Genomic DNA, 15,280 nt, shown 5'->3' with positions numbered 1-15,280 from the left:
CTCACCGCGCGAGGCCGCGCAGATGGGCCGCCGCCACCTGCCGTGCCGGCTGGCCTTCCACCACGATGCGGGAATTGAGCTTCTGCAGCGTTTCCAGGGAAAGGGAGGCGAAAAGCGGGTCGAGCCACTCGCCGAGCTTCGGCAGCCGCTCGGCCACCGCCTGGCGGACCACGGGGGCGGGCTGATAGACGATCTGCGCCCCCTTGGGGTCATCCAGCACCACCAGCTCCAAGGCCTGGATGGCGCCGTCCGTGCCATAGACCATGGCGGCGTTGACGCCGTTCAGGCGCTCGGCCGCGGCGCGCATCGTCACCGCCGTGTCGCCGCCCGAGAGCACCAGCAGCCGCCCGGGCGGCAGGGTGAAGCCATAGGCCTTCTGGAAGGAGGGCAGCGCCGCCGGGCTCTCGACGAACTCGGCCGAGGCGGCGAGCTTGAAGGCGCCATCGGCCTTGAGGTGGCGGGCCAGGTCGTCCAGGCTTTTCAGCCCGGCCTGCCTCGCCAGGTCCTGCCGCACGGCGATGGCCCAGGTGTTGTTCGCCGCCGCCGGCCTCAGCCAGACCAGCCTGTTCCGCTCGGCATCCAGGCCGCGCACCTTCTCGGCCGCCTGGGCGGCGTTGTGCCAGGCCGGATCGTCCTCCATCTGGAAGAAGAAGGCGCCGTTGCCGGTGTATTCGGGGTAGAGGTCGATCTCGCCCGCGATCAGCGCCTCGCGCACGATGCGCGTGGGCCCCAGTTGCAGGCGCCGCTGCACCGGCACCTTCTGCGCCTCCAGCACCTGGGCGATCATCTCGCCCAGCAGCGCGCCCTCCGTGTCCAGCTTGGAGCCGACGGTGACCGGCCGGTCCTGCGCACGGGGCAGGCGGGGCGCCAGCAGGGCAGGGGCGGCGGCCGCGGCCAGCAGGGCGCGACGGCCGGGATGGGGCAGGGTCGGGGGCAGGCGGCTCATGGCATCGTCTCCGGGCAGGGCGGCATTGCTGCGGCAACGCGCCAGCGGCGCGTGAGTGTCAGGGCCGCCCGGGGGGAAGGGCGGCCGATAGGGAGGTGGGGCCGGATGGGCGGGCGTGAAGCCGGGCGGCGCGGTGTCTCCGGACATGAGGGGCAAGGTCCTGCCGCCATGCTGCCGGCCCGCGCCAAGCCTTGCCAAGCCGGAGCACGGGTTGGCACGGGCCCGGGCCGCGCAAGTTTGCGGCACTGCCCGGGCCGTGCCGGGGCGGCGTTCCGCCCGCGCGGATTTTGCTTGCGGACGATGCCCCCCGCGCCGGACCATGGCGCCATGCGCGCCGGATTGCTTTCCCTGGTCCTGCTGGCCCTGCCGCCGCTCCTGGCGCTTCCCGCCGCCGCCCAGGCGCCCCGCCCCGCCACCGCCGATGCGCGCGGGGCGGAGGCCGAACGCCTGCTCGACGCCCTGCCCGCCGCGCCGGATGAAACCGCCGGCGCGGCACTTGCCGCCCGCATCCGTGCCCTCTGGGCGCAGGGCGCCTCGCCGGCCGTGACGCTGCTGCTGCAACGCGGCCACCGCAACCTGGAGGCGGAGGCCCCGGGCGAGGCGGTGGAGGATTTCGACGCCGCCCTGACCCTGCAGCCCGGACACGCCGAGGCCTGGCTGATGCGCGCCCAGGCCCTGGCGGCGACGGGCGACATGCAGGCGGCGATGAGCGACCTCCAGCAGGTGCTGGTGCTGCAGCCCCGGCACTTCGTGGCGCTCACCCTGCTGTCCTCGCTGCGCGAGCAGGTGGGGGACAGGATGGGGGCGCTGCGCGCGATGGAGGAGGCGGTGAGCCTGCACCCCACCATGCCGGGCGCCGCCGCGCGGCTGCGGGTCCTGCACAACAAGGCGCATGGCACCGGAACCTAACTCCGCCATGCCGCGGCAACCGCCGGATGGCCGCCGCCGCCGGCCCCATGCCACAAACCCCGCCATGAGCACCGACACCGAAACCCACATGGACAGCCGCACGGAATTCCTCTGGGCCGCCCTGGAGAGCCGCCAGCCCCGTCCCGGCATGCTTTATGCCGTGACGACGCAGGGCGTCTATTGCCGGTTCGGCTGTCCTTCCCGCCTGCCGCTGAAGCGGAATGTCCGCTTCTTCACCGGCTGCGCGGAGGCCGAGGCGGCTGGCTTCCGCGCCTGCCGCCGCTGCGACCCGCGCGGCGAGCGGGCCGCCCTGCAGGCCGAGGCGGTGCGTGCCGCCTGCGCGCTGATCGAGCAGGCGGAGAGCCTGCCGCCGCTCGCCGCGCTGGCGGCGCGCGCCGGCTATGCCCGGCACCATTTCCTGCGCCTGTTCCGCGAGGTGACCGGGCTGACCCCCGGCGCCTATGCCGACGCGGTAAAGGCGCGGCGGCTGCGCGCCGCCCTGGCCGATGGCGCCCGCGTGGCCGATGCGGTGGCCGGTGCCGGCTTCGGCAGCGAGAGCCGCGTCTATGAGAAGCCCGGCCGGCTGCTCGGCATGACGCCCGGCGCTGCCCGCCGGGGCGGGGCGGGGGAGGAGATCCGCTACGCCTTCACCCCTTCGCCGCTCGGGCTCCTGCTGGTGGCGCGGACGGAGAAGGGCCTCTGCCGCATCGCCTTCGGCCCGGACGAGGCGACGCTGGAGGGGGAGCTGGCGGCGCGTTTCCCAAGGGCGCGGCTGCTGCCCGGCGGCGCGGGCATGGCGGCGGAGCTCGCCGCCGTGGTCGGCCTGATCGAGGAGCCGCGCGCGGCGCGGGCGCTGCCGCTCGACCTGCGCGGCACCGCCTTCCAGCACCGCGTGTGGCAGGCGCTGGCGGAAATCCCGCCCGGTCAGACCACCACCTATTCTGAACTGGCCGCGCGCATCGGCCAGCCCAGCGCCGTGCGGGCGGTGGCGGCGGCCTGCGGCGCCAACCCGGCGGCCCTGGCCGTGCCCTGCCACCGCGTGATCGGCTGGGATGGCAGCCTGACCGGATACCGCTGGGGCCTGCCGCGCAAGCGCGCCCTGCTGGACCGCGAGGCGGCGGGCTGACGAACCGGGAGCCGGGGGAGGGAAATCCTCCCCCCGGCCGCTACTTCACCGTGGCGACCCGCAGCGCGTTGGTGGTTCCTGGCGTCCCGAACGGCACGCCGGCGGTGACCACCACCTCGTCCCCCACATTGGCGAAGCCTTCCGCCTGGGCCGAGCGCACCGCCTTGTGCACCATGTCCGTCATCGAGTGCGGCTCGGCCGAAAGCAGCGGGTGGACGCCCCAGACCACCGCCATGCGGCGCGCGGTATGCTCGCTGGAGGTGAGCCCCAGGATCGGGCTGCCGGGCCGCTCGCGCGCCACGCGCAACGTGGTGGAGCCGGTGGCGGTGAAGGTGGCGATCACCTCCGCCTCGATCGTCTCGGCCACCTGGCGGGCGGCGGCGGCGATGGCGCCGGCCGAGGTCTTCTCCGGCGCCGGGCGGGCGGCGTCGGTGATCTGGCGCCAGCCATCATCCTGCTCCACGCGGGTCAGGATGCGGTCCATCATGTTCACCGCCTCGAAGGGAAACTGGCCGGCCGCGCTCTCGGCCGAGAGCATCACCGCGTCCGCCCCGTCGAACACGGCGGTGGCGACGTCGGACGCCTCGGCGCGGGTGGGGGCGGGGGCGGAGATCATGCTTTCCAGCATCTGCGTCGCCACCACCACCGGCTTGCCGAGCGCGCGCGCGGCGCGGACGATGCGCTTCTGGATCAGCGGCACCTCCTCGGGCGGGCATTCCACGCCGAGGTCGCCGCGCGCCACCATCACGCAGTCGGTCAGCGCCAGGATGCCGTCGAGGTTCTCGACCGCCTGCGGCTTCTCCATCTTCACCATCACCCAGGCGCGGCCACCGGCGATCGCCTTCGCCTCGGCCACGTCCTCCGGGCGCTGCACGAAGGAGAGGCCGATATACTCGATGCCGAGCGGCAGCACGAAGTCGAGGTCCGCGCGGTCCTTCTCCGTCAGCGCCGGGATGGGCAGCGCGACGTCCGGCACGTTCACCCCCTTGCGGTCGGACAGCGGCCCGCCCACCAGGATCTCGGTCTCCAGGTGGTCGTCCCGCTTGTGGACGACGCGCAGCCGCAGCTTGCCGTCGTCCAGCAGCAGGGTGGTGCCGATGCGCGCGGCCTCCATGATCTCGGGGTGCGGCAGCTGCACGCGGCGCACGTCGCCCGGCGTCGCGCTCATGTCGAGGCGGAATCGCTGGCCGTTCTGCAGCTGCACCCGCCCGCCCTGGAAGCGGCCGACGCGCAGCTTCGGCCCCTGCACATCGGCCAGGATGCCGATGGGCCGGCCCACCTTCCTTTCCAGCGCGCGGATCATCCGGATGCGTGCCGCGTGGTCCTCGTGGCTGCCATGGCTGAAGTTGAGCCGGAACACGTCGGCGCCGCCGCGATAGAGGCGCTCCAGCACCTCCGGCGTGGAACTGGCCGGACCCAGCGTGGCGACGATCTTGGTGCGGCGGTGGCGGCGGAGGGGAATACGCGGCGGCAAGGGAGCGTCCTTCTGTCTCGGGCTTCAGCCCGGCATCGGAAAGGGCCGGGCGCTTTGAGCCCGGCACATGGCGGCGGATGCGCCGTCAGGCAATCAGGATGGCACGGAAGTCGTTAACATTCGTCAGCGTCGGCCCGGTGACGATCGTGTCGCCCAATGCGTGAAAGAGCCGGTGGCTGTCATGCGCCGCCAGCAGAGCGCGCGCGTCGAGCCCGGCGGCGGCGGCGCGCGCCAGCGTGTCCGGCGCGGCGAGGGCGCCCGCATTGTCCTCGGAGCCGTCGATGCCGTCCGTGTCGCCCATCAGCGCCCAGGTGCCGGGCTGGCCGGCGGCGGCGAGGGCGAAGCCCAGCAGGCACTCGCCGTTGCGCCCGCCGCGCCCGCCCTGGGGCGTGCCGGGGCGGATGGTCACGGTGGTCTCGCCGCCCGAGAGCAGCACGGCCGGGCCGCGCACCGGGTGGCCATGGGTCCGTGCGCTGCGGGCGATGCCGGCCAGCGCCGTGCCGAGCACCGCGGCCTCCCCCTCCAGCGCGTCCCCCAGCAGCAGCGGCGCGAGGCCCATGGCGCGCGCTTCCGCGGCCGCCGCCTCCAGCGCCATCTGCGGCGTGGCGATCATGCGGAACCCGGCGCCGGCGAGGCGCGGGTCGCCGGGCTTGGGCGTCTCCTCGGCGGCGGCCTCCAGGTGGCGGGCCACGGCGGGCGGCAGCCCGATGCCGTAATGGGCGACGATGCCGCGCGCCTCGGCGAAGCTCGTGGGGTCCGGCACGGTAGGGCCGGAGGCGATCACCGCCGGGTCGTCCCCCGGCACGTCGGAGATGGCCAGCGTCAGCACCGGCGCCGGATGCGCCGCCGCCGCCAGCCGCCCGCCCTTGATGGCGGAAAGGTGGCGGCGCACGCAGTTCATCTCGTTGATGGTGGCACCCGAGGCGAGCAGCGCCCGGTTCACCGCCTGCTTGTCCTCCAGGGTGAGCCCCTCGGCCGGCAGCGTCATCAGCGCCGAGCCGCCGCCCGAGATCAGCGCCAGCACCAGGTCGTCCGGCGTGAGCCCCCGCACGGCGCGCAGCACCTCGGCGGCGGCGGCGGCGCCGGCGGCGTCCGGCACGGGATGGCTGGCCTCCACCACGCGGATGCGCGCGGTCGGCACCGCATGGCCGTAGCGGGTGACAACGAGGCCGGAAAGCGCGGCCCCGGGCCAGGCGGCCTCCACCGCCGCCGCCATCACCGCCGCCGACTTGCCCGCGCCCACCACCACCACCCGGCCCCGGGGCGGCGCCGGCAGGTGGCCGGCCAGAATGGCGCGCGGGTCGGCGGCGCGGATGGCGGCGTCGAACAGGCGCCGCAGCGCGGCTCGGGCGGTGGCATCGGTCCAGCTCATCGGTGGTGTGTTCTCCCGGCGTTCGGCGCCCATTCTGGCCGCTCGGGCGGCGCGGCGAAAGCCGGCGGGGGCGAAAGCCGGGGCGGGCTGAGGGCGGTGCCGGCGGGAAAGGGGGGAAGCCGGATTTTCCGGGGAACCCTGATGGCGGGGCGCCGTTCTCCCTCCGCGGCGGCCCGGCCCCGGGAAGGCCCGGGGGAGGGCCAGGAAAGGACAAGGCACGGGACCGCTTCCCTGAGCGGCCTTCCCGGCGCCGCAACAGGAAGCGGCACCGCGTCCCTTGCCGCTTGTGGAGCACGGCCATGGCAGGAAACGAGGCGCCGGCGCGGACCGAGGGTTTGCGCCACCAGATCGACAGCGGGCAGACGGGCGACAAGGTTGCCTTCCCCGACCCCGCCGCCGCGCCGCTGGGCGCGGATGACGAGGCAGCCGGGGCCGCGCCCAGCGCCGCGCAGATCGCGGAGGCGCGGCGGCTGGAGACGCGGCAGACCGGCGAGGCGGTTGGCCTCGCGCGCGGCGCGAGCATGCGGGAATCCACCGGCCCGGCCAGCCGCTCCCGGCTGGCCTTCATGCTGATGGGTGCCGGGGTGGCGCTCGTGTCCCTCGCCGCCCTGGCCCTGCTCATCGGCTAGACGGCCCGCTCCCCTGTACAGGCGGCGGGCCGCTCTTATTCACCAAGGCGGCGGGCCGCCGGCAGCCATCAGGCGGCGCGGCGCGCCACCTCCTCCGGGCTCAGGCGCACCAGCGCCTCGTAGTCGTTCAGCAGCGTCTCGGTGATGGCGCCCGGCGTGTAGCTGTGCTCGCCGATGACGCGCACCGGCGTCACCTCGGCCGCGGTGCCGGCCAGGAACACCTCGCTGGCGCGGCCGATCTCGTCGAGGCCGATGGTCCGCTCCACCACCTTGATCTGCTTCTGCCGGGCGAGGCCCATCACGGTGCGGCGGGTGATGCCGTCGAGGAAGCAGATCGGCGTCGGCGTGTGCAGCTCGCCATCGAACACGAAGAAGGCGTTGGCGCCGGTCGCCTCGGCCACGTCGCCCTTGAAGTCCAGCATCAGCGCGTCATCGAAGCCCTGCGCCTCGGCGGCGTGCTTGGACAGGGTGCCGATCATGTAGAGGCCGGCGGCCTTGCTGGCGGTCGGCGCCGTGTCGGGCGCCGGGCGGCGCCAGGGGGCCATGCCGAGGCGCACGCCCTTCATGCGGTTGGCGCCGAACAGGTTCGGCCAGGCCCAGGTGGCGATCGCCAGATGGATCTTGGTCTGCTGGGCGGACACGGCCAGCATCTCCGAGCCGCGCCAGGCGATGGGGCGGACATAGGCGTCGGTCAGCCCGTTCTTCTGCATCACGGCGATGCAGGCGGCGTCGATCTCCTCGGCGGTGTAGGGGATCTCGAAGCCGAGGATGCGGCCGGAGGCGATCAGGCGCTCGGTGTGCTCGCGCAGCTTGAAGATATTTCCGGCATAGGCCCGTTCGCCCTCGAAGACGCCGCTGGCATAATGCAGTCCATGGGTCAGGACATGCAGCTTGGCATCCCGCCAGGGAACCATCTGGCCGTCCATCCAGATCCAGCCGTCACGGTCGTCAAAAGGAACCAGCGCCATGTGTGCCATCCTCCGGCTCTTGTTAGCGCAACATAATTGCGCTGAATAAGGCAACCGTATAATTACCGGATTGATGTGTCAATGACGCTGACCCAACGCCGACCCAACACGGAAGCATGACTGCAATGCCCGAAGCACCGGAGGCGAAGCCCGTGGCCGCTGGCCGCCAGCTCCTGTTCCTGCGCGAGGAGGAGCTTCGTCTCGCCCAGGACCTGCTTTTCTTCGGCTATCGCGACTTCACCGCCGGCCCGGACGCGATCCTGGCCGAGCTGGGGATGGGCCGGGCGCATCACCGCGTGCTGCATTTCGTCGGCCGCCGCCCCGGGATCACGGTGGGGGAGCTGCTGGCGATCCTCGGCATCACCAAGCAGTCGCTCGGCCGGGTGCTGACACCGCTGGTGGAGGAGGGATATGTGGTCCAGGCACCCGGGCGGAACGACCGGCGCCAGCGCCTGCTGTCGCTCACCGAGAAGGGCGAGGCGATGGAGCGCCGCCTGTTCGAGCGGCAGCGGGAATGGGTGATGCGCGCCTATCGCGAGGCGGGGCCGGTGGCGGTGGAGGGCTTCCGCCGCGTCATGCGCGGGCTGATGGGCCCCGAGGCCCGCGCCCAGCTCGACCGTGCCCTGCCCGAGGCGGCGCGCGCCCCCGGCGCCAAGCCCCGGAGCGCCGCATGAGCGAGCGCGGCGTAAGCGGCGGCGCCGAGCCGCACCTGCTGGTGGTGGATGACGACGCCCGGCTGCGCGGCCTGCTCCAGCGCTTCCTGGCCGAGCAGGGCTTCCGCGTCAGCGCCGCCGCCGATGCCGCCGCCGCGCGCCAGGCCTTGCAGGCCATGGCCTTCGACCTGCTGGTGGTGGATGTGATGATGCCCGGCGAATCGGGCCTCGACCTGACCGAGAGCCTGCGGCGCGAGGGGCACGAGGTGCCGATCCTGATGCTGACCGCGGCCGGCGCGCCGGACGACCGCATCGCCGGCTTCGAGCGCGGGGCGGACGACTACCTCGCCAAGCCCTTCGAGCCGCGCGAGCTGGCGCTGCGCATCCGCACCATCCTCCGGCGCGTGGCGCCCGCCCTGCCGGCCAGCCTGCCGCTGGCCCCCGTCCAGCTCGGGCCGCGCTGGTTCGACCCGGAGCGCGGCGAGCTGCGCGGGCCCGAGGGCGTGCAGCGCCTCACCGGCGGGGAGGCGGCGCTGCTCTCGGCATTGGCCCGGCGCGCGGGCGAGGTGCTGGCGCGCGAGGAGATCGCCGCCGCGCTCGGCACGCCCGAGGCGGGGGAGCGCGCCATCGACGTGCAGGTGACCCGCCTGCGCCGCAAGATCGAGCCGGACCCGCGCGAGCCGCGCTTCCTCCAGACGGTGCGGCACCGCGGCTATGTGCTGAAGCCCGGCATATGAAGCCCGCCCCCTCCTCGCTGCGGCGCACCCTGCGCCGCCTCGGCGACCCGTTCCGCGGGCTGCTGCCGCGCGGCCTGCTCGGGCGCGCGCTGCTGATCATCCTGCTGCCGCTGCTCATCCTGCAGGGCGTCGCGCTGCAGCTGTTCTATGGCGGGCATCTCGACGTCATCTCGCGCCGGCTGGCGGGGGGCGTCGCGGGCGATGTCGGCATGGTGGTGGAGCTGCTCGGCCGCCATCCGCGCGAGGCGGACCGGGGCTGGATCTTCCGCGAGGCGGCGTGGCGGATGGACCTTTCCCTGGCCTTCGAGCCCGATGCCACCATCGCCGCGCCCGGCCCGCGCCAGGGCTGGCTGCCGCTGCTGCCGCTGGAGAGCGACCTGACCCAGGCCCTGCGCGAGCGTGTCGGCCTGCCCTTCGACACGGACTGGCAGTCCGACCCGCGCAGCGTGATCATCCGCGTGCAGATGCCGGATGGCGTGCTGCATGTGGAGGCGCCGCGCAAGCGGCTGTTCTTCGGCACGCTCTATCTCTTCGTGATCTGGCTGGTCGGCACCTCGCTGCTGCTGTTCTTCGTGGCGGCGCTGTTCATGAAGAACCAGGTGCGCGCCATCCGCCGCCTGGCCAGCGCGGCGGAGGCCTTCGGGCTGGGCCGCGAGATCGGGCCGATCAAGCCCGAGGGCGCCTCCGAGGTGCGGCAGGCGGCGGCCGCCTTCAACCAGATGCAGGCGCGCATCCGCCGCTTCATCGGCCAGCGGACGGAGATGCTGGCCGGCATCAGCCACGACCTCCGCACGCCGCTGACCCGGCTGCGCCTCGGCCTCGCCATGCTGCCCGCGGGCGCGGAGGAGGATGCCGCCGCCATGGCCGAGGACGTGGCGGAGATGGAGCGGATGATCGCGACCTATCTTGCCTTCGCGCGCGGGGAGGGACTGGAGCAGTCGCAGCCCGCCGACCTGGCGGAACTGGTGCGGGATCTCGCGGCGCGGACGCAGCGGGATGGCGCCATCGTCTCGGTGGAGGCGCCGGAGGCGCTGGTGCTGCCGCTGCGGGTGGACGCGCTGCGGCGGTGCCTGGGTAACCTGCTGGACAATGCCCGCCGCCATGCCCGGCGGATCGCGGTGGCGGTGACCGAGGCGCCGCGCGAGGAGAGCGGGCGCTCCCAGGGGCGCTGGGTGATGATCTCGGTCGATGACGACGGCCCCGGCATCCCCGAGCAGGCGAGGGAGGAGGCGTTCCGGCCCTTCACCAGCTTCTCAGCCGGCGGCACAGGGCTCGGCCTCGCCATCGCGCGCGACATCGCACGCGCCCATGGCGGCGACATCACCCTCCAGGGCAGCGCGCTGGGCGGCCTGCGCGCCCTGGTCCGCCTGCCGGCCTGAGGTGGGGAAGCGCGCCGGCGGGCCAGAGGGCAGGCAAGGGGCAGGGCCGCGGGGGCAATGCGGGCCCGGAGCCCCCCCCTCGCCGGAACATGAATGAATTGCCATGAAAACCTCCGGGCCGCGGCGCCTTTCAGCACAAGCTGAGCCGATGCCTCCAGGGGAGAACGCCCGTGCCGAACGACACCGCCGCGCCCTTGCTGGTTCCCGGCGAGACCTGCTGGCGCGTGGCGAGGGCCGATCGGCTGGCGGTGCTGATCGATGCGGCGGACTACTTCCGCGCGGCCAAATGCGCCATCCTGCAGGCGCGGCACAGCGTCATCCTGGTGGGCTGGGACTTCGATGCCCGCATCGCGCTCGAGCCGCAGGGCCAGACGCTGGACGGCCCGAACCGCGTCGGCGCCTTTCTTGACTGGGCGGCGAAGCGGCGCGGGGCGCTGCGCATCGGCATCCTGAAATGGGATATCGGCCTGCTGCAATCCCTCGGCCGGGGCGAGACGCCGGCCTACTTCCTGCGCTGGCTGTTCGGCCGGCGGGTGCGGATGAAGCTGGACGGCGCCCACCCCCCCACCGCCGCGCACCACCAGAAGCTGCTGGTGGTGGATGACGCGCTGGCCTTCTGCGGCGGCATCGACATGACGGTGGGCCGCTGGGACACGCCCGAGCACGCCGAGGACGCGCCCGCCCGCCGCACCCCCGGCGGCAAGCCCTCCGACCCCTGGCACGACGCCACCACCTGCGCCGACGGCCCGCTGGCCCAGGCGCTGGGCGAGTTGGCCCGCGAGCGCTGGAAGCGCGCCACCGGCGAGGACTGGCCCGCCGCGCCGGGCGAGGGGCCGGAATGGCCCGAGGGGCTGGAGCCGCTGCTGCGGCAGGTAGAGGTGGGCATCGCCCGCACCATGGCGGCCTATGGGGACGAGCCGCAGGTCAGCGAGATCGAGACCCTGACGCTGCGGCTGATCGCGACCGCCCGGCACAGCCTCTACATCGAGAGCCAGTATTTCGCCTCCCGCCGGGTGGCCGAGGCCATGGTGGCGCGGCTGCGGGAGCCGGAGGGCCCCGAGATCCTGCTGGTCAACCCGGAATCGGCCGATGGCTGGCTGGAGCAGGCCACCATGGATGCCGCGCGGGTGCGGCTGGCGCATCTGGTGCGCGCCGCCGACCGGCATGGCCGCTTCCGCATCCTGCATCCGGTGAACGAGGCGGGCACGCCCATCTATGTGCATGCCAAGGTGATGATCATGGATGACCGGGTGCTGAAGATCGGCTCGGCCAACCTCAACAACCGCTCCATGGGGCATGACACGGAATGCGACCTGGTGGTGGACGCCACCATGGCGGCCGATCCCGGGGAAACGCGGCAGGCCATACTGGGCCTGCGGAACCGGCTGCTGGCGGAGCATCTCGGCTGCGCGCCCGAGGCGGTGGCGGCGGCGGTGGGCGAGCACGGCTCGCTGATCGGCGCGGTGGAGGCGCTGGCCTCGGAGGGGCGGCGCCTGGTGCCCCTGCCGCTGCGGGAACTGAGCGCCACCGAGGAGACGCTGGCGGAAAGCGACCTGGTGGACCCCGAGCGGCCACCAAGCCTCGGCCGGCAGATCCGCTCGCTGTTCCGGCGCCGCCGCTGAGGCCGGCGCCGGGTTTTCCGGCTCAGCCGGAGGACTTGGACATCAGCGACTTCACCTCGTCCATCGCCTCGGCGAAGCGGCGGTTCAGCAGCGACAGCGCCTCGGCGTTGGACTTCTGGATGAGGTCGGCGATCTCCTGCATGTTGGAGACGGCGCGGCCATAGGTCGCCTTGAGCATCTCGGCCTGCCGCGCGGCCTTGGCCTGCGGGTCGGCCTCGGTGGTGAGGCCCTGCATGGCCTGCGTCATCTCGGACATCGAGCTTTGCAGGATCTCCATGTGCCGGCGGGCCACGGCCTGCGCGCCTTCCAGCGCCACCTTGTTGGCGGCCGACAGCGCCTCGAAGTTGCGGCGCTGCGCCGCGGCCAGCGCCTCGACGTCCGGCACGGCCGGCAGGCGGAAATCCGATAGCATGCGCATGATGTCCATCTCCGGCGGGGGGGTGGGCCTATCAGACATGGACGCTCCTTGTTCGTTGCTTCTGTTTCATTCTAGCCCGGCTCCCGGCCGTGCCGGAAGCGCAACCACCAACCTCAGGTCACGATGTCGGGGGCGGCGGGGGGGACGGGCGGGGGCGGAGCCGCGCCGCCCGCCACCTCGCCCATGTCGAGGCGCAGCATCCGCGCGGCGCGCTCGGCCTTGTCCAGCGCGCGGTCCAGGGCGGCCATGGTGGGGCCGAGATCCTGGCTGTCATCCTGCTCCCAGGCGCGCAGCGTGGCGATCCACACGGCCGAGAGGCCCTTTACCCGCAGCAGGCCCTGCAGCCCGCCGGATTCGATCCGCGCCGCCTCCAGCATCCACTGCATCGAGGCGGCCAGCACGGGCGCCAGGGCCAGGCTCAGCGCCGGGTCGCGCCGCATGTCGCGGCCGAAGCGGACCAGCCCGGCGCGGTGCGGCTGCAGCGCGTCGATCCGGCGCATCAGCGTGTCGAACAGCCGGTCGCGCGGGGCGCCGCCGGTGTTCAGCCCCGCATCGGCCAGCACGGCCTTGTCCACCGCGCGGGCATGCTGGCGGAGCAGGGCGAACTTGCCGTCCGCCACCTCGTGCAGGCCCGCGAGCGACGTGCCGGAGCGCTCGGCCAGCTCCGCCAGGGTGAAGCCGTGCCAGCCGCGCTCGGCCACCAGGGCCCAGAGCGCATCGTGGAGGCGGTTTTCGTCGGGGGGGAGGCTTGCGTCGGTCATGGGAAGAGTCTGGGGGTTCCGCGCCGGATGTCACCAGGGGAAGGGTTCGGCCCTTCCGCCCTGCAACGGGGGCGGGAAGGGGTGGTTGCAGCCGGTGGCCCCCGCCGGGGGCCTCAGCCCGCCAGCTCGCGCGAGCGGGCGGTGGCGGCGGCGATGGCCTCGGACATCAGCCTCGGCCACGCCTCGGGCGCCATCAGCACGTTGAGCGCGCGCTCGGTGGTGCCCTTGGGGCTGGTGACGTTGATGCGGAGCTGCGCCGCGTCGAGCGGGCTGGCCGCCAGCAGCGCGCCCGAGCCCGAGACGGTGCGCCGCGCCATGCGCCGCGCCAGCGCGGGCGGCAGGCCCTGCTCGATGGCGGCCTTCTCCAGCACCTCGGCCAGCAGGAAGACATAGGCCGGGCCGCCGCCGGAGACGGCGGTGACGGGGTCGATCAGCGCCTCCTCCTCCAGCCAGGCCACCTCGCCCACGGCGGAAAGCAGGGTGTCGGCCAGGGCACGCTGCGCCTCGGTCACGCCGGGGCCGGCGAAGGCGGCGGTGAAGCCCTGGCGCACCGCGGCCGGGGTGTTGGGCATGGCGCGCACCACCAGCGCGCTGCCGCCGAGCAGCCCGGTCATGCCGGCCACCGTCTTGCCGGCCATGACGGATACGAACAGCGCGCCGGCCCGGGCGAAGCGGGCGCAGCCCGGCAGCGCCGCCTCGGCCTGCTGCGGCTTGGTGGCCAGCACCACCACCGCCGGCGCGAAGCCGGCGGGAATGGCGTCCACGCTTGCGCACACCGCCCCGCGACCGGCGAAGGGAGCCACCGCCTCCGCATGGGGCTCCACCACCACGGCCTGGCTGACGCCCTGTTCCAGCCAGCCTTCCAGCATGGCGCCGCCCATCTTGCCGCAGCCGACCAGCAGGATGGCGGGCAGGGAAGCGGCCATGCTCATGCCTCGCCCACGCAGTCCAGCATGGCGGCGGCCAGCGCCTCGGCCGGCGGCTTGCCGCCCCACAGCACGAACTGGAAGGCGGGGAAGAAGCGCTCGCACTCGGTGATGGCGATGTCCACCATGTCCTCCAGGCTTTCCGCGCTGGCGCCGCGCGCGCCGCGCAGCAGCACGGCATGGCGGTAGACGGGGGCGCCATCCTCGCTGTCGATGCCGAAATGGCCGATCCACAGCTTCTCGTTGGCCAGCGCCAGCAGCTCATAGAGCGGGCCGCGCCGGTTGGCCGGCACCTTCAGGTCGAAGGCGCAGGTGAAATGCATGGCGCTGATCTCCTGCGACCAGGAGAAGAACAGGCCATAATCGCACCACTTCCCCGGTGCCTCGACGGCCATCTCGCCATCGGAGCGGCGCTCGAACACCCACTCATTGGCGGCGACGATCTGTTCCAGCACGTCGAGCGGATTGGCGGAACGGTCGCGGTCAACGGTTTGCAAGCCGGACATCGCGGCACCTCCTTCCCTACGGGGGACAGGGCCACCCAGGTCTTGGGTGAAGCCAGATGCCCACACCACAAAGGCTTGCATATCGCGGGCTCAAATGCCGTCGCAAGGGGCTTGGCCCGAGTCTGGCGTGGTGCCGGCGGTTTTTCATCGCGCCGCAGCATGATCGCCCCGCTCCCGGTTCCGCCGCCGCCATCGCCCCCAGTGGAAGGGCCGGCATGGGCAGCACGGCCGCGCGCGGCTAGGGTCGGGCGCATGTCCGCCGAATCCGCCCTCGGGCCCGCCGCCGCGCCCCGCCCCGCCAGCCGGGAGCGGGCGATCGGCCTGCTCTGCGCCTTTGCCGTCGTGCTGGTGTGGAGCGGCTTCGCCCTGTCCGGACGGCTTTCCGCCCGGCAGGCCTTCACGCCCTGGGATGTGGGCGCGCTGCGCTATGCGGGGTCGCTGCTGGCGGGGCTGGCGCTGGTGGCCCGCTTCGGCTGGCCGCGGCTGCCCTGGAACCGCTGCCTGGGGCTGATGGCGGGCGCGGCCTTCGGCTTTCCGCTCGCCGCCTATTGGGGCTTCAGCTACGCTCCCGCCGCGCATGGCGGCGTCATCATGACGGGGCTGCTGCCCTTCGCCACGGCGCTGCTGGCGGCGCTGTTCCTGGGGGAGGCCTTCTCGCGCGCGCGCGCCCTGTCGCTCGGCGTTGTGGCGCTGGGCATCGGGCTGCTGGCCTCGGACACCTTCGGCAGCTATCCCGGCGTCTGGCGGGGCGACCTGATCTTCCTGCTCGGCTGCTTCTCCTGGGCGGCCTTCACCGTGCTGATCCGCCGCTGGGGCGTCTCGGCCATCACCGCCACCACCGTGCTCGCCCTCTA

At 73.5% G+C, this 15,280-nt stretch carries 16 protein-coding genes; 8 read left to right on the top strand and 8 right to left on the bottom strand.

Annotation, left to right across the window (positions count from 1 at the left end):
• Position 1 precedes the first annotated feature (1 nt).
• Entirely contained in the window at positions 2-946 is a 945-nt protein-coding gene (gene osmF, locus CR162_RS18040) for a glycine betaine ABC transporter substrate-binding protein OsmF (protein ID WP_099096924.1), read from the bottom strand.
• Between the two features lie 300 nt (positions 947-1,246).
• Between osmF and CR162_RS18035 the strand changes: the two genes are divergently transcribed.
• Positions 1,247-1,855 (top strand): tetratricopeptide repeat protein, encoded by a 609-nt coding sequence (locus tag CR162_RS18035; protein ID WP_099096923.1) that lies wholly within the window; start codon positions 1,247-1,249, stop codon positions 1,853-1,855.
• 64 nt (positions 1,856-1,919) lie between these two features.
• Entirely contained in the window at positions 1,920-2,981 is a 1,062-nt protein-coding gene (gene ada / locus CR162_RS18030) for a bifunctional DNA-binding transcriptional regulator/O6-methylguanine-DNA methyltransferase Ada (protein WP_281255011.1), read from the top strand.
• A gap of 40 nt (positions 2,982-3,021) precedes the next feature.
• Here ada and pyk read toward each other — a convergent pair whose 3' ends face one another.
• A complete protein-coding gene (pyk, locus tag CR162_RS18025; protein WP_099096922.1) occupies positions 3,022-4,455 on the bottom strand; it encodes a pyruvate kinase in 1,434 nt (477 codons plus the stop codon).
• A gap of 85 nt (positions 4,456-4,540) precedes the next feature.
• Complete coding sequence (locus CR162_RS18020; protein WP_099096921.1) at positions 4,541-5,827, bottom strand: glycerate kinase type-2 family protein; 1,287 nt, start codon at positions 5,825-5,827, stop codon at positions 4,541-4,543.
• A 299-nt stretch (positions 5,828-6,126) separates the two neighbouring features.
• Between CR162_RS18020 and CR162_RS18015 the strand changes: the two genes are divergently transcribed.
• A complete protein-coding gene (locus CR162_RS18015) occupies positions 6,127-6,456 on the top strand; it encodes a hypothetical protein (RefSeq protein ID WP_141563212.1) in 330 nt (109 codons plus the stop codon).
• A gap of 68 nt (positions 6,457-6,524) precedes the next feature.
• Here CR162_RS18015 and CR162_RS18010 read toward each other — a convergent pair whose 3' ends face one another.
• On the bottom strand, positions 6,525-7,424 hold the full coding sequence (locus CR162_RS18010; protein WP_099096919.1) for a branched-chain amino acid aminotransferase: 900 nt from the start codon (positions 7,422-7,424) through the stop codon (positions 6,525-6,527).
• Between the two features lie 125 nt (positions 7,425-7,549).
• Between CR162_RS18010 and CR162_RS18005 the strand changes: the two genes are divergently transcribed.
• The 4 genes from CR162_RS18005 to CR162_RS17990 all read left to right on the top strand — a co-directional run bounded on the left by CR162_RS18005 (position 7,550) and on the right by CR162_RS17990 (position 11,815).
• Positions 7,550-8,098 carry a MarR family winged helix-turn-helix transcriptional regulator gene (locus CR162_RS18005; RefSeq protein ID WP_099096918.1) on the top strand — a complete coding sequence of 183 codons (549 nt, stop codon included), beginning with the start codon at positions 7,550-7,552 and terminating at the stop codon, positions 8,096-8,098.
• Positions 8,095-8,814 (top strand): response regulator, encoded by a 720-nt coding sequence (locus CR162_RS18000; RefSeq protein ID WP_099096917.1) that lies wholly within the window; start codon positions 8,095-8,097, stop codon positions 8,812-8,814. The genes CR162_RS18005 and CR162_RS18000 overlap by 4 nt, the downstream gene beginning before the upstream one ends.
• Entirely contained in the window at positions 8,811-10,193 is a 1,383-nt protein-coding gene (locus tag CR162_RS17995; RefSeq protein WP_099096916.1) for an ATP-binding protein, read from the top strand. The genes CR162_RS18000 and CR162_RS17995 overlap by 4 nt, the downstream gene beginning before the upstream one ends.
• 170 nt (positions 10,194-10,363) lie before the next feature.
• The gene (locus CR162_RS17990; RefSeq protein ID WP_176559909.1) at positions 10,364-11,815 is read left to right on the top strand and encodes a phospholipase D-like domain-containing protein; all 1,452 of its coding nucleotides are present in this window, start codon (positions 10,364-10,366) and stop codon (positions 11,813-11,815) included.
• Positions 11,816-11,837: 22 nt separating this feature from the next.
• Here the strand turns inward: CR162_RS17990 and CR162_RS17985 are convergent, their stop codons facing one another.
• The 4 genes from CR162_RS17985 to CR162_RS17970 form a co-directional block, all read right to left on the bottom strand.
• A complete protein-coding gene (locus CR162_RS17985; RefSeq protein ID WP_099096915.1) occupies positions 11,838-12,272 on the bottom strand; it encodes a phasin family protein in 435 nt (144 codons plus the stop codon).
• A 74-nt stretch (positions 12,273-12,346) separates the two neighbouring features.
• Positions 12,347-12,994, bottom strand: a complete 648-nt coding sequence (locus CR162_RS17980; RefSeq protein ID WP_099096914.1) for a TetR family transcriptional regulator — start codon at positions 12,992-12,994, stop codon at positions 12,347-12,349.
• Between the two features lie 113 nt (positions 12,995-13,107).
• Positions 13,108-13,920: a pyrroline-5-carboxylate reductase gene (proC, locus tag CR162_RS17975; RefSeq protein ID WP_245870476.1), complete on the bottom strand. Its 813-nt coding sequence runs from the start codon at positions 13,918-13,920 to the stop codon at positions 13,108-13,110.
• A gap of 2 nt (positions 13,921-13,922) precedes the next feature.
• Positions 13,923-14,426 (bottom strand): type III secretion system chaperone family protein, encoded by a 504-nt coding sequence (locus CR162_RS17970; protein ID WP_099096912.1) that lies wholly within the window; start codon positions 14,424-14,426, stop codon positions 13,923-13,925.
• A gap of 252 nt (positions 14,427-14,678) precedes the next feature.
• Here CR162_RS17970 and CR162_RS17965 point away from each other — a divergent pair.
• Positions 14,679-15,280, top strand: a 602-nt coding sequence (locus tag CR162_RS17965; RefSeq protein ID WP_141563211.1) for a DMT family transporter, incomplete at its 3' end; no start/stop codon positions are given.

This window comes from Teichococcus rhizosphaerae (assembly GCF_002631185.1).
In the GTDB taxonomy this organism is placed as follows: domain Bacteria; phylum Pseudomonadota; class Alphaproteobacteria; order Acetobacterales; family Acetobacteraceae; genus Pseudoroseomonas; species Pseudoroseomonas rhizosphaerae.
Note: the sequence above shows the minus strand (reverse complement) of the source record. Positions and strands in the feature narration are given on the sequence as shown.

What these genes read in the sequence shown, in the direction of transcription:
- osmF (WP_099096924.1), bottom strand. Translation starts at nt 946, where the DNA reads ATGAGCCGCCTGCCCCCGACCCTGCCCCATCCCGGCCGTCGCGCCCTG.
- CR162_RS18035 (WP_099096923.1), top strand. Translation starts at nt 1,247, where the DNA reads ATGCCCCCCGCGCCGGACCATGGCGCCATGCGCGCCGGATTGCTTTCC.
- ada (WP_281255011.1), top strand. Translation starts at nt 1,920, where the DNA reads ATGAGCACCGACACCGAAACCCACATGGACAGCCGCACGGAATTCCTC.
- CR162_RS18020 (WP_099096921.1), bottom strand. Translation starts at nt 5,827, where the DNA reads ATGAGCTGGACCGATGCCACCGCCCGAGCCGCGCTGCGGCGCCTGTTC.
- CR162_RS18015 (WP_141563212.1), top strand. Translation starts at nt 6,127, where the DNA reads ATGGCAGGAAACGAGGCGCCGGCGCGGACCGAGGGTTTGCGCCACCAG.
- CR162_RS18010 (WP_099096919.1), bottom strand. Translation starts at nt 7,424, where the DNA reads ATGGCGCTGGTTCCTTTTGACGACCGTGACGGCTGGATCTGGATGGAC.
- CR162_RS18005 (WP_099096918.1), top strand. Translation starts at nt 7,550, where the DNA reads ATGCCCGAAGCACCGGAGGCGAAGCCCGTGGCCGCTGGCCGCCAGCTC.
- CR162_RS18000 (WP_099096917.1), top strand. Translation starts at nt 8,095, where the DNA reads ATGAGCGAGCGCGGCGTAAGCGGCGGCGCCGAGCCGCACCTGCTGGTG.
- CR162_RS17995 (WP_099096916.1), top strand. Translation starts at nt 8,811, where the DNA reads ATGAAGCCCGCCCCCTCCTCGCTGCGGCGCACCCTGCGCCGCCTCGGC.
- CR162_RS17985 (WP_099096915.1), bottom strand. Translation starts at nt 12,272, where the DNA reads ATGTCTGATAGGCCCACCCCCCCGCCGGAGATGGACATCATGCGCATG.
- CR162_RS17980 (WP_099096914.1), bottom strand. Translation starts at nt 12,994, where the DNA reads ATGACCGACGCAAGCCTCCCCCCCGACGAAAACCGCCTCCACGATGCG.
- proC (WP_245870476.1), bottom strand. Translation starts at nt 13,920, where the DNA reads ATGGCCGCTTCCCTGCCCGCCATCCTGCTGGTCGGCTGCGGCAAGATG.
- CR162_RS17970 (WP_099096912.1), bottom strand. Translation starts at nt 14,426, where the DNA reads ATGTCCGGCTTGCAAACCGTTGACCGCGACCGTTCCGCCAATCCGCTC.